The organism is Pseudomonas sp. LBUM1676 (assembly GCF_059695605.1).
This window is the reverse complement of sequence record NZ_CP166777.1, coordinates 4781045-4803025: the sequence shown is the minus strand read 5'-3', so window position 1 is coordinate 4803025 and position 21981 is coordinate 4781045. Positions and strand designations below refer to the sequence as shown.

The following is a 21981-nucleotide window of genomic DNA, read 5'->3' as shown; positions in this document are numbered from 1 at the left end:
AGCAACGCAGCCCCCCTGCAGGAGCCGGCTTGCTGGCGATGGTGTGTCGGCTGACATAGATGTATCTGACCCACAGTGGGACTTCGTTCAGGCGGCGGATCCTGTGATCAAGCCTAAACTCAAAAGTAACCAGTCGTTGCGATACAGCGAAGGTGCCAAACAGCCGTACAGTCGTGTTGCCACCATCCATTGTGTACAATCGCAGTGATTTTTAAGCGATACTTGCCAGTGACCCGCTGTGCCGTATTACAGTCACGGTCAATTCGCCGCCGTTCTCCCGACTCGAGTGCCCATGAACGAACAGTTGCAGCCCCTAAAGAAACAACCGCGCGCAGGCAAAGCCGGCCGCAGCGGTACCCAGGATGATATGGTCTACGCGCATATCTTCGAGGCCATCCTCGAACAGCGTCTGGCGCCCGGCACCAAGTTGAGCGAAGAAGCGCTGGGGGAAATTTTCGGGGTCAGCCGCACCATCATTCGCCGTGCGCTGTCGCGCCTGGCCCATGAAGGCGTGGTGCTGCTGCGTCCGAACCGCGGCGCGGTCGTTGCCAGTCCGAGTGTCGAAGAAGCCCGCCAGGTGTTCCTGGCCCGGCGCCTGGTCGAACGTGCGATCACTGAACTGGCGGTTCAGCACGCCACCGCCGAGCAGATTGCCGAATTGCGCCAGATGGTCGACGACGAGCGCGACAGCTTTTCCCGTGGCGATCGGGGTGCCGGGATCCGTCTGTCGGGCGAATTCCATTTGAAACTGGCCGAAGCGGCGAAGAATGCCCCGCTGATCAGCTTCCAGCGCAGCCTGGTGTCGCAGACTTCGCTGATCATCGCCCAGTATGAAAGCGGCAACCGGTCCCACTGCTCTTACGACGAGCACACCCAATTGATCGACGCCATCGAAGCGCGCAACGGTGAGCTGGCGGTCGACCTGATGATGCACCACATGGATCACATCGACAGCAAACTCAACCTCGACGAAGAAAGTGCGTCGGATGATTTGCATGCGGTGTTCTCGCATTTGCTGCAGACCAAGAAGCCGGGGCGTTCGCCAGCGAAAATCTGATGGACCGAGGCGACCCAATCGCTGGCAGGCCAGCTCCCACAGTGATTGGTGGTGCCCACACTATTTGCGGTATATCCAAAAACCTGTGGGAGCTGGCCTGCCAGCGATATCGATCTGACAGGCAATAAAAATCCCCCGGGCTGAAAAGCTGCGGGGGATTTTTTATGCCCGGAATAACCTAGCGCTGATGCACCTGATTCCCCGCCGCATAAGTCTGCAGAACAGTCCGGTCATCCCCCAGCGTCATCAACACAAACAACGTCTCGGCGATGTTATTGGTTTGCTTCAAGCGATAGCTCAGCAATGGCGTGGCGTTGTAGTCCAGCACCAGGAAGTCCGCATCGGTGCCCGGTTGCAGGGTGCCGATCTTGTCCTCCAGGCGCAGCGCGCGGGCGCCGCCGAGGGTTGCCAGGTACAGCGATTTGAACGGGCTCAGTCGCGCCCCTTGCAGCTGCATGACCTTGTAAGCTTCGTTCAAGGTTTGCAGGAGCGAGAAGCTGGTGCCACCACCGACATCCGTCCCCAGGCCGACATTCAGTTTGTGCTTCTCGGCCATCGGCAGGTTGAACAGGCCACTGCCGAGGAAGAAATTCGAGGTCGGGCAGAAGGCGATGGCCGAACCGGTTTCCGCCAGCCGCGCGCATTCGTCGTCGCACAGGTGCACGCCGTGGGCGAACACCGAGCGCTCGCCGAGCAACCGGTAGTGATCGTAGACGTCCAGGTAGCCCTTGCGCTCCGGGAACAGTTCCTTGACCCACTCGACTTCCTTGAGGTTTTCGCTGATGTGGGTCTGCATGTACAGATCGGGGTATTCACCCAGCAACTGGCCAGCGAGGGTCAGTTGTTCCGGGGTACTGGTCGGTGCAAAACGCGGGGTGACCGCATAGTGCAGGCGGCCCTTGCCGTGCCAGCGCTCGATCAGCGCCTTGCTTTCGACATAGCTGGATTCGGCGGTGTCGGTCAGATAGTCCGGCGCGTTGCGGTCCATCATCACCTTGCCGGCAATCATCCGCAGGTCCAGTTGCTCGGCGGCCTCGAAGAACGAGTTCACCGATTGCGGATGCACGCTACCGAAGACGAGGGCGGTGGTAGTGCCGTTACGCAGCAGTTCCTTGATGAAAATGTCCGCGACTTCATCGGCGTGGGCCTTGTCGGCGAACTGGCTTTCGCAGGGGAAGGTGTAAGTGTTGAGCCAGTCCAGTAGTTGCTCGCCATAGGCGCCGACCATGCCGGTTTGCGGCAGGTGAATGTGGGTGTCGATGAAACCGGGGGTGATCAGCGCATCCTGGTAATGGGTGATCTGGATGTCGGCTGGCAGGGTCGGCAGCAGTTCGCTGGCGTGGCCGACGGAGATGATCTGGCCATTATCGACCACCAGCAGGCCATCCTCGAAATACTCGTAGGAGGCTTCGATACCCACCTCGGCGGGGTCGGCGATGCTGTGCAGGATGGCGGCGCGGTAGGCTTTGCGAGTCAGGGGCATTGTCGTTCTCAATTCGTCTAATCAGTTCAAGGCTTGGCTGCGGCGTGAAGCAGGCAGCAGTTTGGCGATCGATGATCCGGCGCTGGCAGTGTGCTGGCCGAAATCGGCGTTATAGGTGGCGATGATTTCGCCGGCGATGGAGATGGCGATTTCCACCGGCAACTTGCCTTTGACTTCGCCGATGCCCATCGGGCAGCGCATGCGCTGCAGCACGGCGTTGTCGAAGCCACGCTCACGCAGGCGGTGTTCAAACTTCACCCGCTTGGTCTTCGAACCGATCAGGCCGAAGTAGGCGAAGTCGTTGCGCTTGAGGATCGCGGCGGTGAGTTCCAGATCGAGCTGGTGGTTGTGGGTCATGACGATGCAATAGCTGCCGGCGGGCAAGTCGTCGATTTCGTCTACCGGTTCTTCGCTGACAATCTTGCGAACGCCGTGGGGGATCTGGTCCGGGAACTCCGCTTCCCGGGAGTCGATCCAGCGCACCCGGCAGGGCAGGCTGGCGAGCAGCGGCACCAGCGCCCGGCCGACGTGGCCGGCACCGAACACGGCGATCTGCGCCTGGACCTGGCCCATCGGTTCGAACAGCAACACGGTGACGCCGCCACAGCACTGGCCGAGGCTGGCGCCGAGGCTGAAGCGTTCCAGATGGGTGTCCTGCCTGCCGCTGGCAAGCATCTCGCGGCCGATCTGCATGGCCTTGTATTCCAGGTGCCCGCCTCCGATGGTGTCGAACGCCTGGGTGGCGCTGATGACCATCTTCGAACCGGCATTGCGCGGCGTCGAGCCGAGCTCTTCGATGATGGTTACCAGCACGCAGGGTTCACCCTTGGATTGCAGGTCGGCGAGGGCGTCGATCCAGTTGTACATGTTTCACCTCAACATTTCTGTTGTCTGTTCGGGCCTCATCGCCAGCAGGCTAGCTCCCACATTGTTTTGTGGTGTCCACACATGTTGGATTCCCCACGAAGCCTGTGGGAGCTAGCCTGCTAGCGATCGGCCGCGCCTCGGTATCAAAGCGAAGCCAACTCAACTTCGGTTTCGGCAACCTTCGCCGCCGTCGACTGCCGCATCTGCTCACACCCCCACAACACCCGCTCCGGTGTCGCCGGTGCATCGATCTTCGGTTGATGCCTGTAATCCCCCAAACTCGCCACCGCATCCTTGATCGCACACCACGCCGCAATGCCCAGCATGAACGGCGGCTCACCCACCGCCTTGGAATGGAACACCGTGTCTTCCGGGTTCTTGCGGTTTTCCACCAGCTTCACCCGCAGGTCCAGTGGCATGTCCGCCACCGCCGGGATCTTGTAGCTGGCCGGGCCGTTGGTCATCAGCTTGCCCTTGTTGTTCCACACCAGCTCTTCCATGGTCAGCCAGCCCATGCCCTGGATGAAACCGCCCTCGACCTGGCCGATGTCGATGGCCGGGTTCAATGAGTCGCCGACGTCGTGAAGAATGTCGGTGCGCAGCATCTTGTACTCGCCGGTCAGGGTGTCGACGATCACCTCGGCGCACGCCGCACCAAACGCGTAGTAGTAAAACGGCCGGCCACGGGCCTGGCTGCGGTCGTAGTAGATTTTCGGGGTCTTGTAAAAGCCGGTGCTCGACAGTGACACCTGGGCGAAATACGCCTGCTGGATCAGCGATTCGAAGGTCAGGATGTGATCGCGGACCCGCACGTGACCGTTGTGGAATTCCACGTCCTCTTCGCTGACCTTGTATTGCCGCGCGGCGAATTCCACCAGGCGCTTCTTGATGATTTCAGCCGCATTCTGCGCCGCTTTACCGTTCAGGTCGGCGCCGCTGGAAGCCGCGGTCGGCGAGGTGTTCGGCACCTTGTCGGTGTTGGTTGCGGTGATCTGCACGCGGTCCATTTCCACCTGGAACACTTCGGCCACGACTTGTGCAACCTTGGTGTTCAGACCCTGGCCCATTTCCGTGCCGCCGTGGTTCAGGTGGATGCTGCCATCGGTATAGACGTGGATCAGCGCACCGGCCTGGTTAAGGAAGCTGGCGGTGAAGGAAATTCCGAATTTCACCGGCGTCAGTGCCAGGCCTTTTTTCAGGATCGGGCTGTTGGCGTTGTAGCGCCGGATCGCTTCGCGGCGCTCGGCATACTGGCTGCTTTCCTCCAGCTCGGCGGTCATTTCCTCGAGCATGTTGTGCTCGACGGTCTGGTAGTAATGGGTGACGTTGCGCTCGGTCTTGCCGTAGTAGTTGGCCTTGCGCACCGCCAGCGGATCGAGGGCCAGATGCCGGGCAATAGCGTCCATCACTTCTTCGATGGCGACCATCCCTTGCGGGCCGCCGAAGCCCCGATAAGCGGTGTTCGACGCGGTGTTGGTCTTGCAACGATGACCGTTGATGGTCGCATCGCCCAGGTAGTACGAGTTGTCGGCGTGGAACATCGCACGGTCGACAATCGATGCTGACAAATCGGGCGAACAGCCACAGTTGCCGGCCAGTTCCAGAGCAATCCCGTGAAGGCGACCGGTGCTGTCAAAGCCGACGTCATACTCGACGTAGAACGGGTGACGCTTGCCGGTCATCAGCATGTCTTCGACCCGCGGCAGGCGCATCTTGGTCGGCTGGCCGGTGAGGTGCGCGATCACCGCGCACAGGCACGCGGGGCTCGCCGCCTGGGTTTCCTTGCCGCCGAAACCGCCGCCCATGCGGCGCATGTCGACGACGATCTTGTTCATCGATACGTCCAGTACCTCGGCCACCAGCTTCTGCACTTCGGTGGGGTTCTGGGTCGAGCAGTAGACGATCATGCCGCCATCTTCCGTCGGCATGACAGAAGAGATCTGGGTTTCGAGATAGAAGTGTTCCTGGCCGCCGATATGCAATGTGCCCTGGATACGATGTTCGGCAGTCGCCAGCGCCCCAGCCGAATCGCCCCGCTGATGGGTGTGACTGTCGAGCACAAAGTGGCGCTTGCGCAACGCTTCGACCACGTCCAGCACCGGTTCGAGATCTTCGTACTCGATGATGGCGGCCATGGCGGCCTTGCGCGCGGTTTCCAGGTCTTTCGCGGCGACGGCGAGCACCGGCTGGCCGACGAATTGCACGTCATCGATGGCCAGCAGCGGATCACCCGGCAGCAACGGCCCGATGTCTTTCAGGCCCGGTACGTCTTCATGGGTGATGGCGATGCGCACGCCTTCAAAGGCGTAGCAAGGCTTGGTGTCGATGCTGATGATTTTCGCATGGGCGCGGTCCGACAGTCGTGCGTAGACGTGCAGCTGGTTGGGAAACTCCAGCCGGTCGTCGATGTACTGCGCTTCGCCGGACACATGCTTGGCCGCGCTGTCGTGCTTGACGCTGCGGCCGACACCGGTGGTCAGGTCCTTGGCGAACAGTTCAGCCAGTTCGGCCTGGGTCTTCTCTACGGCGTGATGATTAGACATAAGCGGTCACCCGGGTCTCGATGTGCGGCGTTTGCAATTCTATGAAGTATTTGCGCAGCAGGTTTTGCGCGCTGAGCAGGCGATATTCCTTGCTGGCGCGGAAGTCCGACAGCGGTGTGAAATCCTCGGCCAGTGCGGCGCAGGCCCGTTCGACGGTATCGTTGTTCCAGGTGGCGCCCAGTAACACGGCTTCACAGTGCTTGGCGCGTTTCGGGATGGCGGCCATGCCGCCAAACGCCACGCGAGCATCGGCAATCACACCGTTGTCGATGCGCAGGTTGAACGCGGCGCAGACCGCGGAAATGTCATCGTCCAGACGCTTGGACACCTTGTAGGCGCGGAACAATTGTTCGGCGCTGGCGCGGGGCACGATGATCTTCTCGATGAACTCGCTTTCCTTACGCGCGGTGACCCGGTAATCGATGAAGTAATCTTCCAGGGCCAGGGTGCGGCGGGTTTCGCCTTTGCAAAGGACAATCTGCGCGCCGAGGGCGATCAGCAGCGGCGGCGAGTCACCGATGGGCGAGGCGTTGCCGATGTTGCCGCCGAGGGTGCCCTGGTTGCGGATCTGCAAGGAGGCAAAGCGCTGCAGCAATTCGCCGAAGTCCGGGTATTCGGCTTTCAAGGCGTCGTAGCAATCGGAAAGGGCGGTGGCGGCACCGATTTCCAGGCGGTCGTCGAACACCTCGATGCGCTTCATCTCGGCGACGTTGCCGACATAAATCATCACCGGCAGGGTGCGGTGAAACTGTGTGACCTCCAATGCCAGATCGGTACCGCCGGCCAGCAGGCGCGCCTGTGGATAAGCGTCGTAGAGGTCGGCCAGGTCGGCGACGGTCAGCGGCACCAGGCAGCGCTTGTCGCCACTGTTGAGTTCGCCGATGTCGGTGGGGGCGATGGCCTTCAGGCGGGCGATGGTGTCGGCTTCGCGCGCATCGAATTGGTCCGGTTGTTTGCCGCAGCAGGACTGCGAGGCGGCTTCCAGGATCGGCCGATAGCCGGTGCAGCGGCACAGGTTGCCGGCCAGGGCTTCGTGAGCTTTATGGGCGTCCGGTTGATCGCTGTTCTTTTGCAGGGCGAACAGCGACATGACGAAGCCCGGCGTGCAGAAGCCGCATTGCGAACCATGGCACTCGACCATGGCTTTTTGCACACTGTGCAATTCGCCTTGGTGCTTGAGGTCCTCGACGCTGATCAGTTGTTTGCCATGCAACGACGAAACAAACGTCAGGCAGGAGTTGAGGCTGCGATAGCGAATGTGTTCACGGCCTTCGTCATCCGTTTGCAATTCGCCAACCACCACGGTGCACGCGCCACAGTCGCCGCTGGCGCAGCCTTCTTTGGTGCCGGGTTTGCCCACATGGTCGCGCAGGTAATTGAGCACGGTCAGGTTCGGGTCCAGGGCGTGCTCGCTACGGAGTTCCTGGTTAAGTAAAAACTGGATCACGGAAGGCCTCGCAGACTCATTATTGTTGTTAACCGACATGAACCGAATTTAGCAGGTCTGACTTTTCGGTCAATGATTTTCTGACTTAAAGGTCAGGAAATTATCAAATGTCGATCAACGACTGGTTTTCTTCAGTATTGACCCTCGTTCATCAGCCTGCTTTTTGCTTGAATCGTGCCAAAAACCACCGAGCGGGCACTCCGCCATGTCGTATCAATTGCGCTACACTGCGCCGCTTGTGCAAATCGAAGAGTTTGAAGGACAACCATGACGTTCAAGGCGCCGGACAGCCTCGCCGAGCAAATCGCTCACCACCTCGCCGAACGCATCATTCGCGGCGAAATGAAGCCCGGGGAGCGCATCCAGGAACAGAAGGTCACGCTGGCCCTCAATGTCAGCCGCGGTTCGGTTCGCGAAGCCTTGCTGATCCTCGAGCGCCGCCACCTGATCGCGATCCTGCCGCGACGGGGCGCCCATGTCACCGAGCTCACCGTGCACAAGGTGCAGAGCCTGTGCACGCTGATGAGCGAGTTGTACATCCTGCTCGGCAACGCCGTGGCCAGTGGCTGGCAAGTCCAGGCCGACATGGCGCCGTTCGTGCAGATCCAGCAGCGCCTGAGCGCCAGCTACGAACGCCAGGACATCCGCACGTTCGTCGATGACAGCTTCAACGTGATGCGCGCCGCGTACCCGTTCGCCAACAACCCTTACTTGCAGGAAACGGTCGAGAATCTGCAGCCGGCCATGAGCCGTGCGTATTTCCTCGCCCTGGACCAGCGAAAGGCGTCGATGAGCGAGTTCCTCGAGCTGTTCAATCATCTGCTCGCCGCCGTGCTGGCCCGTGACTTTGCGCAGATCCGCGTAGTGCTGACGGCGTATACCCAGCGCAGCTGCGATCTGGTGGTTTCCGCCCTGACGGACGTTTAAGCGTGCGGCTCAAGTGCATCAAACTGGCGGGGTTCAAATCCTTCGTCGACCCGACCACGGTGAACTTCCCCAGTAACATGGCGGCGGTGGTCGGGCCTAACGGTTGCGGCAAGTCGAACATCATCGACGCCGTCCGTTGGGTGATGGGCGAGAGCTCGGCCAAGAACTTGCGCGGCGAGTCGATGACCGATGTCATCTTCAACGGCTCCACCAGCCGTAAACCGGTGAGCCAGGCGAGTATCGAACTGGTGTTCGATAATTCCGATGGCACGCTGATTGGCGAATACGCCGCCTATGCGGAAATATCGATTCGCCGCAAAGTCACCCGCGACAGCCAGAACAGCTACTTCCTCAACGGCGCCAAGTGCCGTCGTCGTGATATTACCGACATCTTCCTCGGCACCGGCCTCGGCCCGCGCAGCTATTCGATCATCGAGCAGGGGATGATCTCCAAGCTGATCGAAGCCAAGCCGGAAGACCTGCGCAACTTCATCGAAGAGGCGGCGGGTATCTCCAAATACAAGGAGCGCCGGCGCGAGACCGAAAACCGCATCCGCCGTACCCACGAAAACCTCGCCCGCCTGACCGACCTGCGCGAAGAACTCGAGCGCCAACTCGAACGCTTGCACCGCCAGGCCGAGGCCGCGAAGAAGTATCAGGAGTACAAGGGCGAGGAGCGTCAGCTCAAGGCTCAATTGTCGGCCCTGCGCTGGCAGGCGTTGAACGAGCAGGTCGGCCAGCGCGAAGCGATCATCGGCACCCAGGAAATCACCTTCGAAGCCCTGGTCGCCGAACAGCGCAATGCCGATGCGGCGATCGAACGCCTGCGCGACGGGCACCACGACCTGTCCGAACGCTTCAATCTGGTGCAAGGGCGCTTCTATTCGGTCGGCGGCGACATCGCCCGGGTCGAGCAGAGCATCCAGCACGGACAGCAGCGCTTGCGCCAGTTGCAGGACGACTTGAAGGAAGCCGAGCGCGCGCGCCTGGAAACCGAATCGCACCTGGGTCATGACCGCACGCTGCTGCTGACCCTGGGTGAAGAGCTGGACATGCTCACCCCGGAACAGGAAGTCACCAGCGCCGCCGCCGAAGAAGCCGCCGCCGCGCTGGAAGAATCCGAAACCACCATGCACGGCTGGCAGGAGCAGTGGGACACCTTCAACCTCACGGCGGCCGAGCCCCGGCGCCAAGCGGAAGTCCAGCAGTCGCGGATCCAGCAGCTGGAAACCAGCATGGAGCGCCTGGCCGATCGGCAGAAGCGCCTAGGCGAAGAGCGCGCCTTGCTCTCGGCGGACCCGGAAGACGCGGCGATCATGGAGCTCAGCGAGCAGCTGGCCGCGAGTGAAGCGACCCTTGAAGACTTGCAGGCCAGCGAAGAGGCTCAGGTCGAACGCCTTGAGCAACTGCGTCAGGAATTGCAACAGGCGCTGACGGCGCAGCAGCAGGCCCAGGGTGATCTGCAGCGCCTCAATGGACGCCTCGCTTCCCTGGAGGCCTTGCAGCAAGCGGCCCTCGATCCTGGCACCGGCACCGCCGAATGGCTGCGCGAACAGCACCTGGCGGATCGCCCGCGCCTGGCCGAAGGCCTCAAGGTCGAGGCCGGTTGGGAGCTGGCGGTGGAAACCGTGCTCGGCGCCGATCTGCAAGCGGTGCTGGTGGACGATTTTGCCGATTTCGATCTGGCCGGGTTTGCCCAGGGCGATCTGCGCTTGCTCAGCCCCGCCAGCGATGGTGTGCGCATTGCCGGCAGCCTGCTCGACAAGGTCGAGGCACAGATCGATCTGGCGCCGTGGCTGGGGCAGGTCAAACCGGTCGACACTCTCGAACAGGCCCTGGCCCTGCGCAGTCAATTGAGCGCCGGCCAAAGCCTGATCAGCCGTGACGGCTACTGGGTCGGCCCACACTTTTTGCGAGTGCGTCGGGCCAGCGAAGCGGAAAGCGGCGTGCTGGCCCGCGGCCAGGAAATCCAGCGCCTGGGCCTTGAGCGCGAAGAGCGCGAAGCCACGGTGGAAACCCTGGAAACCCGTCTGCAAAACCTGCGGGCACAGCAACGCCAGCAGGAAAACGGTCGTGAACATCTGCGCCGTCTGCTGCAAGACGAAGCTCGGCAGCAGGGGGAATTGAAAGCCCAGTTGTCGGCCGGCAAAGCCAAGGTCGAACAGCTGACATTACGCCGTACCCGCCTGGACGAAGAACTGGTCGAGCTCGGCGAGCAACGCGCCCTGGAGCACGAAAACATCGGCGAAGCGCGCCTGCAACTGCAGGAAGCGCTCGACAGCATGGCGCTCGACACCGAGCAGCGCGAGTTGCTGCTGGCCCAGCGCGACAGCCTGCGCGAACGCCTTGATCGGGTGCGTCAGGAAGCCCGGCAGCACAAGGATCACGCGCATCAGTTGGCGGTGCGCCTGGGCTCGCTCAAGGCCCAGCACGACTCGACGCGCCAGGCGCTGGAACGCCTGGAGATGCAGTCTGAACGCCTGACTGAAAAACGCGAACAGCTGAGCCTCAATCTGGAGGAGGGCGAGGCGCCGCTGGAAGAGTTGCGCCTCAAGCTCGAAGAGTTGCTCGACAAGCGCATGACCGTCGATGAAGAGCTCAAGACCGCGCAAATCGCCCTGGAAGACGCCGATCGCGAATTGCGCGACGCGGAAAAACGGCGTAACCAGGCCGAGCAGCAATCGCAATTGATCCGCGGCCAGCTCGAACAGCAACGCATGGAATGGCAAGCCCTGACCGTGCGCCGCAAGGCCCTCGAAGATCAGTTGCTCGAGGACGGCTACGACCTGCACGGCGTGCTCGCCACCCTGGTGGCCGAGGCCAACGAGAAAGACGCCGAGGAGGAACTCGAACGCATTGCAGCGAGGGTCCAGCGCCTCGGCGCGATCAACCTGGCGGCCATCGATGAATACCAGCAACAATCCGAGCGTAAGCGTTATCTGGATGCCCAGAACGACGATCTGGTGGAAGCCCTGGATACGCTGGAAAATGTGATTCGCAAGATCGACAAGGAAACCCGAAACCGCTTCAAGGATACCTTTGATCAGATCAATGCCGGAATTCAGGCACTTTTCCCAAAAGTTTTCGGTGGAGGCAGCGCGTATTTGGAACTGACGGGCGAAGATCTACTCGATACAGGGGTAACGATCATGGCGCGACCGCCAGGAAAGAAGAACAGCACCATCCATTTGCTCTCCGGTGGCGAAAAAGCCCTGACCGCATTGGCCCTGGTATTTGCCATCTTCAAGTTGAATCCGGCGCCGTTCTGCATGCTCGATGAAGTTGACGCGCCACTGGATGACGCTAACGTTGGACGCTACGCACGGCTGGTCAAGGAGATGTCGCAGACGGTGCAGTTCATCTACATCACCCACAACAAGATCGCCATGGAAATGGCCGATCAGCTGATGGGGGTGACGATGCACGAGCCGGGGTGTTCGCGTCTGGTGGCAGTGGATGTCGAGGAGGCGATGGCGATGGTAGAGGCCTGAGTCAGCGCTTGCAGGGCAGGTATTAACGACCTGCGGCACCTTATCGGGTGCTGCGACTTGCTGGCCAATCGACATATTCGCGCAAGCCATCGAGACAGACGGTGTAAAGTTGGCTTTGGTCGTGCTAGTTTAATGTCAATTTATCGTATGCGTGGGCAAAACGCCTGTCAGAACATAGAGTTGGCGCCACGTTTTAAAGCGGTTTACCAGCTGTAAACCCCTTATTTTTCAGCATTTTTTATAGAGGCACGGGATTACATGGAAATCGGTCTGCGCGAGTGGCTGATCCTTATCGGCATTATTGTCATTGCCGGTATTCTTTTCGACGGCTGGCGCCGCATGCGCGGCGGCAAGGGGAAACTGAAATTCCGTCTAGACCGGAATTTGTCCAATTTGCCCGAAGAGGACAGCAGCGCCGAGCTGTTGGGCCCGCCCCGGGTGCTGGACACCCATAAGGAACCGCACCTGGACGAGCACGATCTGCCGTCGGTGAGCATGCCTGCCCGCGAACAGCGCGAATCGGGTTCCAAGCGCGGCAAGCGTGGCCAGGGCGAGCCATCCCAGGGTGACTTGAACCTCAACCTGGATCTGGAAAACGGCCCGGGTTTCAGCAGCCGTGACGACGATTTCCCTGACGACACCAAGCCCTCGGGCGCGGCCAGTGACAGGGAACAACCGCAAGCCGAAGAAGTGCTGGTGATCAGTGTGATCTGCCGCGACGCTGCCGGCTTCAAAGGTCCGGCGCTGCTGCAGAACATTCTGGAAAGCGGTCTGCGTTTCGGTGAGATGGACATTTTCCACCGTCACGAAAGCATGGCTGGCAACGGCGAAGTCCTGTTCTCGATGGCCAACGCGGTCAAGCCGGGCGTTTTCGACCTGGACGACATCGACCACTTCAGCACGCCAGCGGTAAGCTTCTTCCTCGGCCTGCCGGGCCCGCGTCATCCGAAGCAGGCTTTCGACGTGATGGTGGCGGCGGCACGTAAATTGTCGCAAGAGCTCAATGGCGAATTGAAAGACGACCAGCGCAGCGTTTTGACTGCCCAGACGATCGAGCATTACCGTCAGCGCATCGTCGAATTCGAACGCCGCGCCCTGACCCAGAAGCGCTGATTCAAAATATTGGAACGGGCTCCTGTGGCGAGGGAGCTTGCTCCCGCTGGGCTGCGAAGCGGCCCCAAGGTTTGACAGTCAATACACGTTTGCAGGATTTACGACGGCTTCGCCGCCGAGCGGGAGCAAGCTCCCTCGCCACAGTGTCTACAGCGTTAAGCTATCGTATTTAGAAGATTGAGCAGCCACGGCTGCTCTTTTGCTTTGTGAGAGAACACCCATGACCGCCGCCAAAAACCGCATTCTAGAGCTGCGCGCTGAGCTGGATCAGCACAACTATCGCTACCATGTGCTGGACGAGCCGAGCATTCCGGACGCCGAATACGATCGGTTGTTCCAAGAGCTAAAGGCCCTCGAAGCGGCCAATCCCGAATTGATCACCAGCGATTCGCCAACCCAGCGTGTCGGCAGCGCGGCGCTGTCGGCGTTCACTCAGGTGCGCCACGAAGTGCCGATGCTCAGCCTCGGCAACGCCTTCGAAGAAACCGACATGCGCGAGTTCGACCGCCGGGTCAACGAAGGCCTGGATCTGCCCACCGGCGATTTGTTCGGCGGTGCCGCCGCGGTGGAATACAGCTGTGAACCCAAGCTCGATGGCCTGGCGGTCAGCCTGTTGTATCAGGATGGCGTGCTGGTGCGCGGCGCCACCCGCGGCGATGGCACCACCGGCGAAGACATCAGCGTCAATGTGCGCACCGTGCGCAATATCCCGCTCAAGCTGCATGGCAGCGGCTGGCCGGCGACCCTGGAAGTGCGCGGCGAAGTGTTCATGTCCAAGGCCGGTTTCGAGCGGCTCAACGCCACGCAACTGGAAGTGGGTGGCAAGACCTTCGCCAATCCGCGCAACGCGGCGGCGGGCAGTCTGCGCCAGCTGGATTCGAAGATCACCGCCAACCGTCCGCTTGAATTCTGTTGCTACGGCATCGGCCAGATTTCAGCGGATATTGCCGACACGCACATCGGCAATCTCAAGCAGCTCAAAGCCTGGGGCCTGCCGATCAGTCACGAACTGAAACTGGCGTACGGCATCGATGAATGCCTGGATTATTACCGTGACATCGGTGAGCGCCGTAATGCGCTGTCCTATGAAATCGACGGCGTAGTGTTCAAGGTCAACAGCATTGCCTCCCAGCGGGAACTGGGCTTTCGCGCGCGCGAACCGCGCTGGGCCATCGCCCATAAATTCCCGGCCATGGAAGAACTCACCGAGTTGCTCGATGTGGAATTCCAGGTGGGGCGTACTGGCGCCGTAACGCCGGTGGCGCGCTTGAAGCCGGTCAAGGTGGCCGGCGTTACCGTGGCCAATGCGACCTTGCACAACATGGACGAGGTCGCGCGCCTGGGCCTGATGATCGGCGACACGGTGATCATCCGTCGCGCCGGCGACGTGATTCCGCAAGTAGTGCAAGTGGTCGCCGAGCGGCGTCCGGACAATGCCCGGCCGGTACAGATTCCCGAGCAGTGCCCGGTGTGCGGCTCCCATGTCGAGCGCACGCAACTGGTCAAGCGCAGCAAGGGTCGCGAGACCGTCAGCGAAGGCGCGGTGTATCGCTGCGTCGGTCGGCTGGCCTGCGGTGCGCAACTCAAGCAGGCGATCATTCACTTCGTTTCCCGTCGCGCCATGGACATCGAAGGCCTGGGCGACAAGAGTGTCGAGCAACTGGTGGATGAAGGCCTGGTGAGTTCGCCGGCAGATCTGTATGCGCTGAAGTTCGACGACATTGTCGACCTGGAAGGGTTTGCCGAGCTGTCGAGCAAAAAGCTACTCAGTGCGATCGAGGACAGCAAGCAGCCAAGCCTGGCGCGCTTCATCTATGCCCTGGGGATCCCTGACGTCGGCGAAGAGACGGCCAAGGTGCTGGCACGCTCCCTCGGCTCGCTGGAGCGGGTGCAGCAGGCATTGCCGCAAGTGCTCACGTACTTGCCGGATGTCGGCCTGGAGGTGGCTCACGAGATCCACAGCTTCTTCGAAGATGCACACAACCAGCAGGTGATCGAGGAGCTGCTCAAGCACGGCCTGCAGATTCAGGATCAGGGCGAGCTGGGCGCCGAATTTTCCGCCAGCACCACGCTCGGCGGTTTCCTCGACAAGCTGCACATTCCGTCGGTAGGGCCGGGCGGGGCGCAGAAGCTGGCTGACAAATTCGGTTCGCTTGAAGCAGTGATGAACGCCGACTGGCTGGACATGCGTCAGGCGTTGCCGGAGAAGCAGGCCAATTCTGTTCGGGAGTTTTTTGCGATAGCGGAAAATCGCCAGCTCGCTGAGGCCGCCGAAAAGCAGCTGAGCGATTTCGGCATGCACTGGCAGAGCGAGAAGAAAGTCGTCGAGGGTTTGCCGCTGGCGGGCCAGACCTGGGTATTGACCGGTTCGCTGGAGCTGATGAGTCGCGATATCGCCAAGGACAAGCTCGAAAGCCTCGGTGCCAAGGTGGCGGGCTCGGTGTCGGCCAAGACCCATTGCGTGGTCGCCGGGCCGGGTGCCGGTTCGAAGTTGACCAAGGCCAATGAGCTGGGGTTGAAGGTGCTGGATGAAGAAGCGTTTGTCGTGTTCCTGGGCAAGCACGGCATCACCGTCTGACACCTGACCTGTGGCGAGGGAGCTTGCTCGCGCTGGACCGCGTAGCGGTCCCTTTGGCCTTTGCGCCTGCTGCGCAGGCGAGCGGGAGCAAGCTCCCTCGCCACAGGTAATGGAACGATCTTAATCCGGGAGTGATCTAGTCTTGGCAAGCCCCAAGGAGAGATCGCCATGTACCGTTTCTTCGAACAGCTCAGCTCACGCATCGCCGCGCCTTTCATCGCCGAACGCTCGCGCAACAGCAAAGTCTGGCAGTGCCGCTGCGGCCAGTCGCTGTTCTTTCGCAACAGCCAGTGCCTGGCCTGTTCGGCGGCACTGGGTTATCAACCCGAGCAGAGCCGTTTGTCCTCGCTGCAGCCCGGCCTGCAGGCAGACACCTGGCTGCTCGACGCCGACCCCGAGGCGGGTGTGTTTCGCCGCTGCGCCAATCTCGATTCCCCGGCCGCCTGCAACTGGCTGCTCCCCGCCAACAATCACGATGCGCTGTGCATCGCCTGTAGCCTGAACCACACCATTCCCGACCTGTCGATTGCAGAAAATCATGAGCGCTGGCGCAAGGTCGAAACCGCCAAGCGGCGCCTGGTCGCACAGTTGGTCAGCCTTGGCTTGCAGGTGATTCCCAAAAGCGTCAACGAGGAAACCGGCCTGGCCTTCGATTTCATCGGCGTCGACCTCGAAGGCAATCCTCCGACCACGGGCCATGCCAACGGCCTGATCACCCTCGACATCAAAGAGGCCGACGACGCTCACCGTGAACAGGTCCGGGTACAAATGCGCGAGCCCTATCGCACGTTGCTCGGGCACTTTCGGCATGAAGTGGGGCATTACTACTGGGACCGCCTGATTGCCAACAGCCACTGGCTGGAACCGTTCCGCGCCCTGTTCGGCGACGATCGCGCCAGCTACGCCGACGCCCTCGAACGCCATTACCAGCAAGGCGCGCCGCTCGACTGGCAACAACATTACGTCAGCGCCTACGCGACCATGCATCCGTGGGAAGACTGGGCTGAAACCTGGGCGCATTACCTGCACATGATGGATGCGGTGGACACCGCCTTGGGGTTCGGCATGAGCGCCCGGGAAATGGATTTCGACTACCAGCCATTTCCCTCCAGCACCCTCTACGACCCACAACATCCCGGAGGCGCGGCGTTCCTGGCATTCGTCAACGCATGGATCGAGCTGGCCGGCATGCTCAACGAACTGTCGCGCAGCATGGGGCAACCGGATTTCTATCCGTTCGTCCTGCCACCGGCGGTGATCGCCAAGCTGCACTTCATCCATCTGGTGATCCAGGAGGAGGGCGGCAGGGCGGATGAAGTGTTGGTGCGGTGAGATTTTACAGGCCACTGCATGTCCTTGAGCGGCCTCATATTTTTTAATCCGCACGAACGGTTGTAACTTCGTCTCAGATAGGTACAATGGCGCGGCTCGCCGTCAGGTGAGCGTCGTTATGGTGACCCCATCGGTCCCCCCGCAACGATCAACCGTGAACCCGGTCAGGCCTGGAAGGGAGCAGCCGCAGCGGTGACATTGTGTGCCGGGGTGTGGCTGATGGGGTTACCACCTTAACGGGCTGCGAAACCCTTTCGCGTTATCTGTTCAAAACCAATTTCTTGCTGCTCTGTCATGGATATCATCCGCGGCGGGTTTTTGTCGTTTCCGATTTTTGAACTCGTACTTGGAAAAGGAGGCCGACCTCTCGAGCAGACAGGTCGGTCTCCTTTTTCATTTCTTGCCTAAGGCTTGGACAAGGCCTGGTCAACCGCAGCAATCAACTTTCCCAGATCCTTCGGAGTGGCTTTATGAATGACGCCGAATAGATACGCCCGCTGTTCATCTTCATCGCCCGGATCGGCGAAAAAGGCTTTCAGCTTCACGCCCAGTACATCGGCAAGCAGGAATAAGGCGTCCACGCTGGGGGTGTAAGTGCCGGTTTCGAAGCGGCTGATGGTTTTAGGGTCAAAACCGGCTTTTTCGCCGAGTTCAGCCTGAGTAAGCCCCGCGACCTTGCGGTAGCGCCGTATGGCTGGACCCAAACTTGAAATTTGCATCGCTCGATTCCCATTTAGAATCAAGAACTTAACGATAGATTTTTGCATTTGACAACTGCATGATCCATCACCTTGACTTGCAAAATGTGATGCGTTTCGTAGAATCGCCGCTCCGAAAGGGCAGCAGTCACATATTCTCGACATTGAGGATGATGTGAAAGCGCCAGTATTACGCGTTCGCGCAGGGTTTGCAGGCAGCCACAACGTGGCGCTCAAACCTTGCAAAATATTCGCTGAAATCCTGTTGCTGCTCTTTCACAGGGTCTTGAGATTAGTTGATCTCAGGCTGTCCCGGAGCCGTCAAACGCTGTTCATGGAGTGATCACGTGTTTTTGCACAGTCCGTCTCAAAACATTTCTTCCGGGCATCCTGCACTGGTCGAACGGTCCCACCGCTAGCGACAACGAGCCTGACTCATGGACGAGCAATACCGCAGGGCTGTGGATGCCGCAGCGATTTTTTCCGAGACCGATCTGGGTGGCCGGATCACCTACGTCAATGATCAATTCTGCGCCGTGTCCGGGTATAGCCGCGAGGAACTGCTGGGGCAGAACCATCGGCTGCTCAATTCCGGCCTGCACTCGGCTGAATTCTTCGCTGGTATGTGGCGCACCATCGCGCTGGGCAGTGTCTGGAAGGGCGAGATCTGCAATCGGGCGAAGGACGGCAGCCTGTATTGGGTCGAAAGCACCATGGTGCCGGTGCTCGATGACGCTACCGGCAGGGTTGATCGCTACTTGTCGATTCGTTTCGACATCAGTGAAAAACGCCAACTGCTGCATTCCTTGCAATGGCGGGTCGGCCATGATGTGTTGACCGGGTTGCCCAATCGCGCGTTCCTTTCGGATTTGCTGGACCAGGCCCTCGAGTTCTCCCGACAGGAAAACATCCCGCTGGCGGTGTGCATGCTCGACCTCGACGGCTTCAAGGCGGTCAACGATGGCTACGGGCATGCCAGTGGCGATCTGTTGCTGGTGGAAGTGGCCAGGCGCTTGCGCAGTATCGTGCGCGGTGAAGACGTGGTGGCCAGGCTGGCCGGTGACGAGTTTGTGCTGGTGTTGCGTTACGTGCGTGATCTGCCGGAACTGCGCGCGGCATTGAACCGGGTGTTGGGCGCGATTTCGGCGCCGTACACACTGCACGACAAAGAGCTCAATGTGTTTGCCAGCATCGGCGTCACCCTGTTTCCGCACGATAACGAAGATGCGGAAACCTTGCTGCGTCACGCCGATCAGGCGATGTACGTGGCCAAGCAGGGTGGGCGCAATCGTTTTCATTTGTTCGACGTGTACCGGGATCGGGAAGTCAAGGTCACGCACCAGACCGTCGAGCGAGTCCGCCAGGCATTGCTGGCCGATGAGCTGCGTTTGCATTTTCAGCCCAGGGTGAACATGCGTCGCGGCGAGGTCGTCGGTTTCCAGGCGTCGCTGCGCTGGGAGCATCCCCAGGACGGCCTGGTGCCCTTGCGGGACTTTCTGCCGCTGGTGGAGGAGACGGACCTGATCATCGATATCGGTGAATGGGTCATGGACCAGGTGCTTTCGCAGATGCACCGTTGGCAGCAGGCCGGGCAGGGCTGGCCAGTAAGCATCAATATTGCGGCACGCCATTTTCAACGCGCGGATTTCGTCGACCGGCTCGGTCAAGTGCTCGCCCGCCATGCCCAGGTAGCACCGCAGATGCTCGACCTGGAAATCGTCGAGTCGGTGGCGGTGGAGAACATTCAACATGTCAGCGCCTGCCTGAAGGCCTGTCAGGCACTGGGCGTGCAGTTTTCGCTGGGGGATTTCGGCACCGGTTATTCGTCGCTGAGCTACCTCAAGCGCTTGCGAACCCAGACCATCAAGATCGACAAGTCTTTTGTCCGCGACATCCTTCATGATCATGATGACCTGGCGCTGACCACGGCGGTCATTGGCCTGGCCCGGGCATTCGGGCGGCAGGTGGTCGCCGAGGGGCTGGACAGTATCGAGCAGGGTGAAATGCTGATGCGGCTGGGTTGCGACGTTGCCCAAGGCCATTTCATCGCCCGGCCGATGCCACCGGCGCACGTACCGGCCTGGGTAGAAGGTTTTGTGGCGCCGGTGCGATGGCAGGTGCTGGATCAGATAGCCTGACCTTCGATCTGTCAGGCATATGAAGATCAAATGTGGGATAAACGCTCCGGTACTGAACAATCCCGAGCCGATAAAAGCCCAAAAGTGCATCTTAGCCAGATTAGACGAGCGCGCCGGATGCAATTTTAGCCTTGCTCCGCTAGCATTAGGCGCTTCAGCTTCCTTCGTGGCGACGGTTTTCGATGAGTTATCAGGTTCTTGCACGTAAATGGCGTCCGCGCTCGTTTGGCGAAATGGTCGGCCAGACCCATGTGCTCAAGGCTCTGATCAATGCCTTGGACAGCCAGCGGCTGCACCATGCCTACCTGTTCACCGGTACCCGCGGCGTGGGCAAGACCACCATCGCGCGGATCATCGCCAAATGCCTGAACTGTGAAACAGGTATCACTTCGACGCCTTGCGGCGAGTGCTCGGTGTGCCGTGAGATCGATGAAGGCCGTTTCGTCGACCTGATCGAGATCGACGCCGCCAGCCGGACCAAGGTCGAGGACACCCGCGAGCTGCTCGACAACGTGCAGTACGCGCCGAGCCGCGGGCGCTTCAAGGTCTACCTGATCGACGAAGTGCACATGCTTTCCAGCCATTCCTTCAATGCGCTGTTGAAAACCCTCGAAGAGCCGCCGCCCTACGTCAAGTTCATCCTGGCCACCACTGACCCGCAGAAACTTCCTGCAACGATTCTGTCGAGGTGCCTGCAGTTCTCCCTGAAAAACATGACGCCGGAACGCGTGGTCGAGCATTTGACCCACGTGCTGAGTGTCGAGAACGTGCCGTTCGAAGACGATGCGTTGTGGCTGCTGGGCCGCGCCGCCGATGGCTCCATGCGCGATGCCATGAGCCTTACCGACCAGGCGATCGCTTTCGGTGAAGGCAAGGTCATGGCCGCCGATGTGCGGGCGATGCTCGGCACGCTTGATCACGGGCAGGTCTACGACGTCCTGCATTCGCTGATCGAAGGCGATGCCAGGGCGTTGCTTGAAGCTGTCCGTCACCTGGCTGAACAAGGCCCGGACTGGAACGGCGTGCTCTCGGAAATTCTCAACGTGCTGCACCGTGTCGCCATCGCCCAGGCGTTGCCTGAGGGGGTCGACAACGGTCATGGCGACCGTGATCGGGTGTTGGCCCTGGCCCAGGCCTTGCCGGCCGAAGACGTGCAGTTCTACTACCAGATGGGCCTGATTGGCCGCCGCGACCTGCCGTTGGCGCCGGACCCGCGGGGTGGTTTCGAAATGGTCCTGCTGCGCATGCTCGCGTTCAGGCCGGCCGACACCGAGGACGCTCCGAGGCAACCGCTAAAGACAGTAGGGATCAGCCAGGCCACAGTTGATTCCGCCCATTCAGTGGCTGCCGCGCGAGTAGCCGCGCCGGTAGTTGCTACGGCAGTTGCACCGGTTGCGGCGGTGGTTGCTCCGGCTCCAGTTCCAGTTCCAGTTCCAGCTCCCGCCTCGACATCTGAACCGGTTGCGCCGGTCGTCGTGCCGGAGCCGGAGCCCGTGTCGGTGCCTGCGGCGGTAGCGATCGAAGCAGTCGTCGACCTGCAGTGGAACGACCCGGTAGAGCCCGAAGTTGTCCTGCAACCCGCGGTCGAACCGGTGCTGGAAACCGCCGCTGAACAACCCGAATTGCCGCCGATGCCATTGCCGACACCAGATAGCGTGGTGCCGGACGCTCCGGAGTGGGCTGCCGCGCCCATCCCGGAACCCTCGGTGTCCGAAGTCGATGCGGCCACGCCGGGGATGGACCTGGACGACGAGCCGCCGCTGGACGAGGACTACATCGAGCCGGACATGGATTCGTCCTATAGCTACCTGGACGAGCTGGCCAGCGAACATGCCGCCGATCCGGCGCCCGAGCCCGAGCCCGAACCGGCCGCCATGCCGGCGACCGGCCTGGCCCTGCAATGGCTGGAGCTGTTCCCGAAACTGCCGATCTCCGGCATGACCGGCAGCATCGCCGCCAACTGCACCCTGATCGCCGTCGATGGCGACAACTGGCTGTTGCACCTGGACCCGGCCCATAGCGCCCTGTTCAACGCGACGCAGCAACGTCGGCTCAACGACGCGCTGAACCAGTTTCACGGACGTACGCTGAGCCTGAGCATGGAGCTGATCAAGCCGGAGCAGGAAACGCCGGCCCAGGCCGCATCGCGCCGACGAGTCAATCGTCAGCGCGAGGCCGAGGAATCGATCCACGGTGATCCGTTCATCCAGCAAATGATGCAGCAGTTCGGTGCGGTGGTCCGTAACGATACTATTGAACCTGTCGAAGCTCTGGTCAGTCAGGGCTAATAACTGAAGGCGTCTGGCC

Annotated in this window: 13 protein-coding genes and 1 other RNA gene; 9 read left to right on the top strand and 5 right to left on the bottom strand. The window is 60.8% G+C overall.

The window, feature by feature from the left end; translation table 11 throughout:
* Positions 1–292: 292 nt before the first annotated feature.
* Positions 293–1057 carry a GntR family transcriptional regulator gene (locus ACA041_RS22105; RefSeq protein ID WP_497437645.1) on the top strand — a complete coding sequence of 255 codons (765 nt, stop codon included), beginning with the start codon at positions 293–295 and terminating at the stop codon, positions 1055–1057.
* A gap of 178 nt (positions 1058–1235) precedes the next feature.
* Here ACA041_RS22105 and guaD read toward each other — a convergent pair whose 3' ends face one another.
* The 4 genes from guaD to xdhA all read right to left on the bottom strand — a co-directional run bounded on the left by guaD (position 1236) and on the right by xdhA (position 7397).
* Positions 1236–2540: a guanine deaminase gene (gene guaD / locus ACA041_RS22100; RefSeq protein WP_497437640.1), complete on the bottom strand. Its 1305-nt coding sequence runs from the start codon at positions 2538–2540 to the stop codon at positions 1236–1238.
* A gap of 21 nt (positions 2541–2561) precedes the next feature.
* Positions 2562–3407 carry a xanthine dehydrogenase accessory protein XdhC gene (gene xdhC / locus ACA041_RS22095; RefSeq protein ID WP_497437636.1) on the bottom strand — a complete coding sequence of 282 codons (846 nt, stop codon included), beginning with the start codon at positions 3405–3407 and terminating at the stop codon, positions 2562–2564.
* Between the two features lie 143 nt (positions 3408–3550).
* Complete coding sequence (gene xdhB, locus ACA041_RS22090) at positions 3551–5950, bottom strand: xanthine dehydrogenase molybdopterin binding subunit (RefSeq protein ID WP_497437634.1); 2400 nt, start codon at positions 5948–5950, stop codon at positions 3551–3553.
* The gene (xdhA, locus tag ACA041_RS22085; protein WP_497437632.1) at positions 5943–7397 is read right to left on the bottom strand and encodes a xanthine dehydrogenase small subunit; all 1455 of its coding nucleotides are present in this window, start codon (positions 7395–7397) and stop codon (positions 5943–5945) included. Before xdhA ends, xdhB begins: the two co-directional genes overlap by 8 nt.
* Before the next feature lie 267 nt (positions 7398–7664).
* Here xdhA and ACA041_RS22080 point away from each other — a divergent pair, with 267 nt between their 5' ends.
* From ACA041_RS22080 to ffs, 6 genes are all read left to right on the top strand, one after another.
* Positions 7665–8324 carry a GntR family transcriptional regulator gene (locus ACA041_RS22080; RefSeq protein WP_497437629.1) on the top strand — a complete coding sequence of 220 codons (660 nt, stop codon included), beginning with the start codon at positions 7665–7667 and terminating at the stop codon, positions 8322–8324.
* A 2-nt stretch (positions 8325–8326) separates the two neighbouring features.
* The gene (smc, locus tag ACA041_RS22075; RefSeq protein ID WP_497437627.1) at positions 8327–11815 is read left to right on the top strand and encodes a chromosome segregation protein SMC; all 3489 of its coding nucleotides are present in this window, start codon (positions 8327–8329) and stop codon (positions 11813–11815) included.
* A 258-nt stretch (positions 11816–12073) separates the two neighbouring features.
* A complete protein-coding gene (gene zipA / locus ACA041_RS22070; RefSeq protein ID WP_497437625.1) occupies positions 12074–12928 on the top strand; it encodes a cell division protein ZipA in 855 nt (284 codons plus the stop codon).
* A gap of 220 nt (positions 12929–13148) precedes the next feature.
* Entirely contained in the window at positions 13149–15506 is a 2358-nt protein-coding gene (gene ligA / locus ACA041_RS22065) for an NAD-dependent DNA ligase LigA (protein ID WP_497437620.1), read from the top strand.
* 168 nt (positions 15507–15674) lie between these two features.
* Positions 15675–16838, top strand: a complete 1164-nt coding sequence (locus ACA041_RS22060; protein ID WP_497437613.1) for a zinc-binding metallopeptidase family protein — start codon at positions 15675–15677, stop codon at positions 16836–16838.
* A 128-nt stretch (positions 16839–16966) separates the two neighbouring features.
* An RNA gene (ffs, locus tag ACA041_RS22055) (signal recognition particle sRNA small type) lies at positions 16967–17063 on the top strand.
* A gap of 179 nt (positions 17064–17242) precedes the next feature.
* On the opposite strand, the gene ACA041_RS22050 is transcribed toward ffs, so the two are convergent.
* Positions 17243–17557 (bottom strand): helix-turn-helix domain-containing protein, encoded by a 315-nt coding sequence (locus tag ACA041_RS22050; protein ID WP_497442147.1) that lies wholly within the window; start codon positions 17555–17557, stop codon positions 17243–17245.
* A gap of 416 nt (positions 17558–17973) precedes the next feature.
* On the opposite strand from ACA041_RS22050, the gene ACA041_RS22045 reads away from it, so the two are divergent.
* Entirely contained in the window at positions 17974–19674 is a 1701-nt protein-coding gene (locus tag ACA041_RS22045) for a putative bifunctional diguanylate cyclase/phosphodiesterase (RefSeq protein WP_497437609.1), read from the top strand.
* Between the two features lie 182 nt (positions 19675–19856).
* Positions 19857–21962: a DNA polymerase III subunit gamma/tau gene (dnaX, locus tag ACA041_RS22040; RefSeq protein ID WP_497437603.1), complete on the top strand. Its 2106-nt coding sequence runs from the start codon at positions 19857–19859 to the stop codon at positions 21960–21962.
* Positions 21963–21981 lie beyond the last annotated feature (19 nt).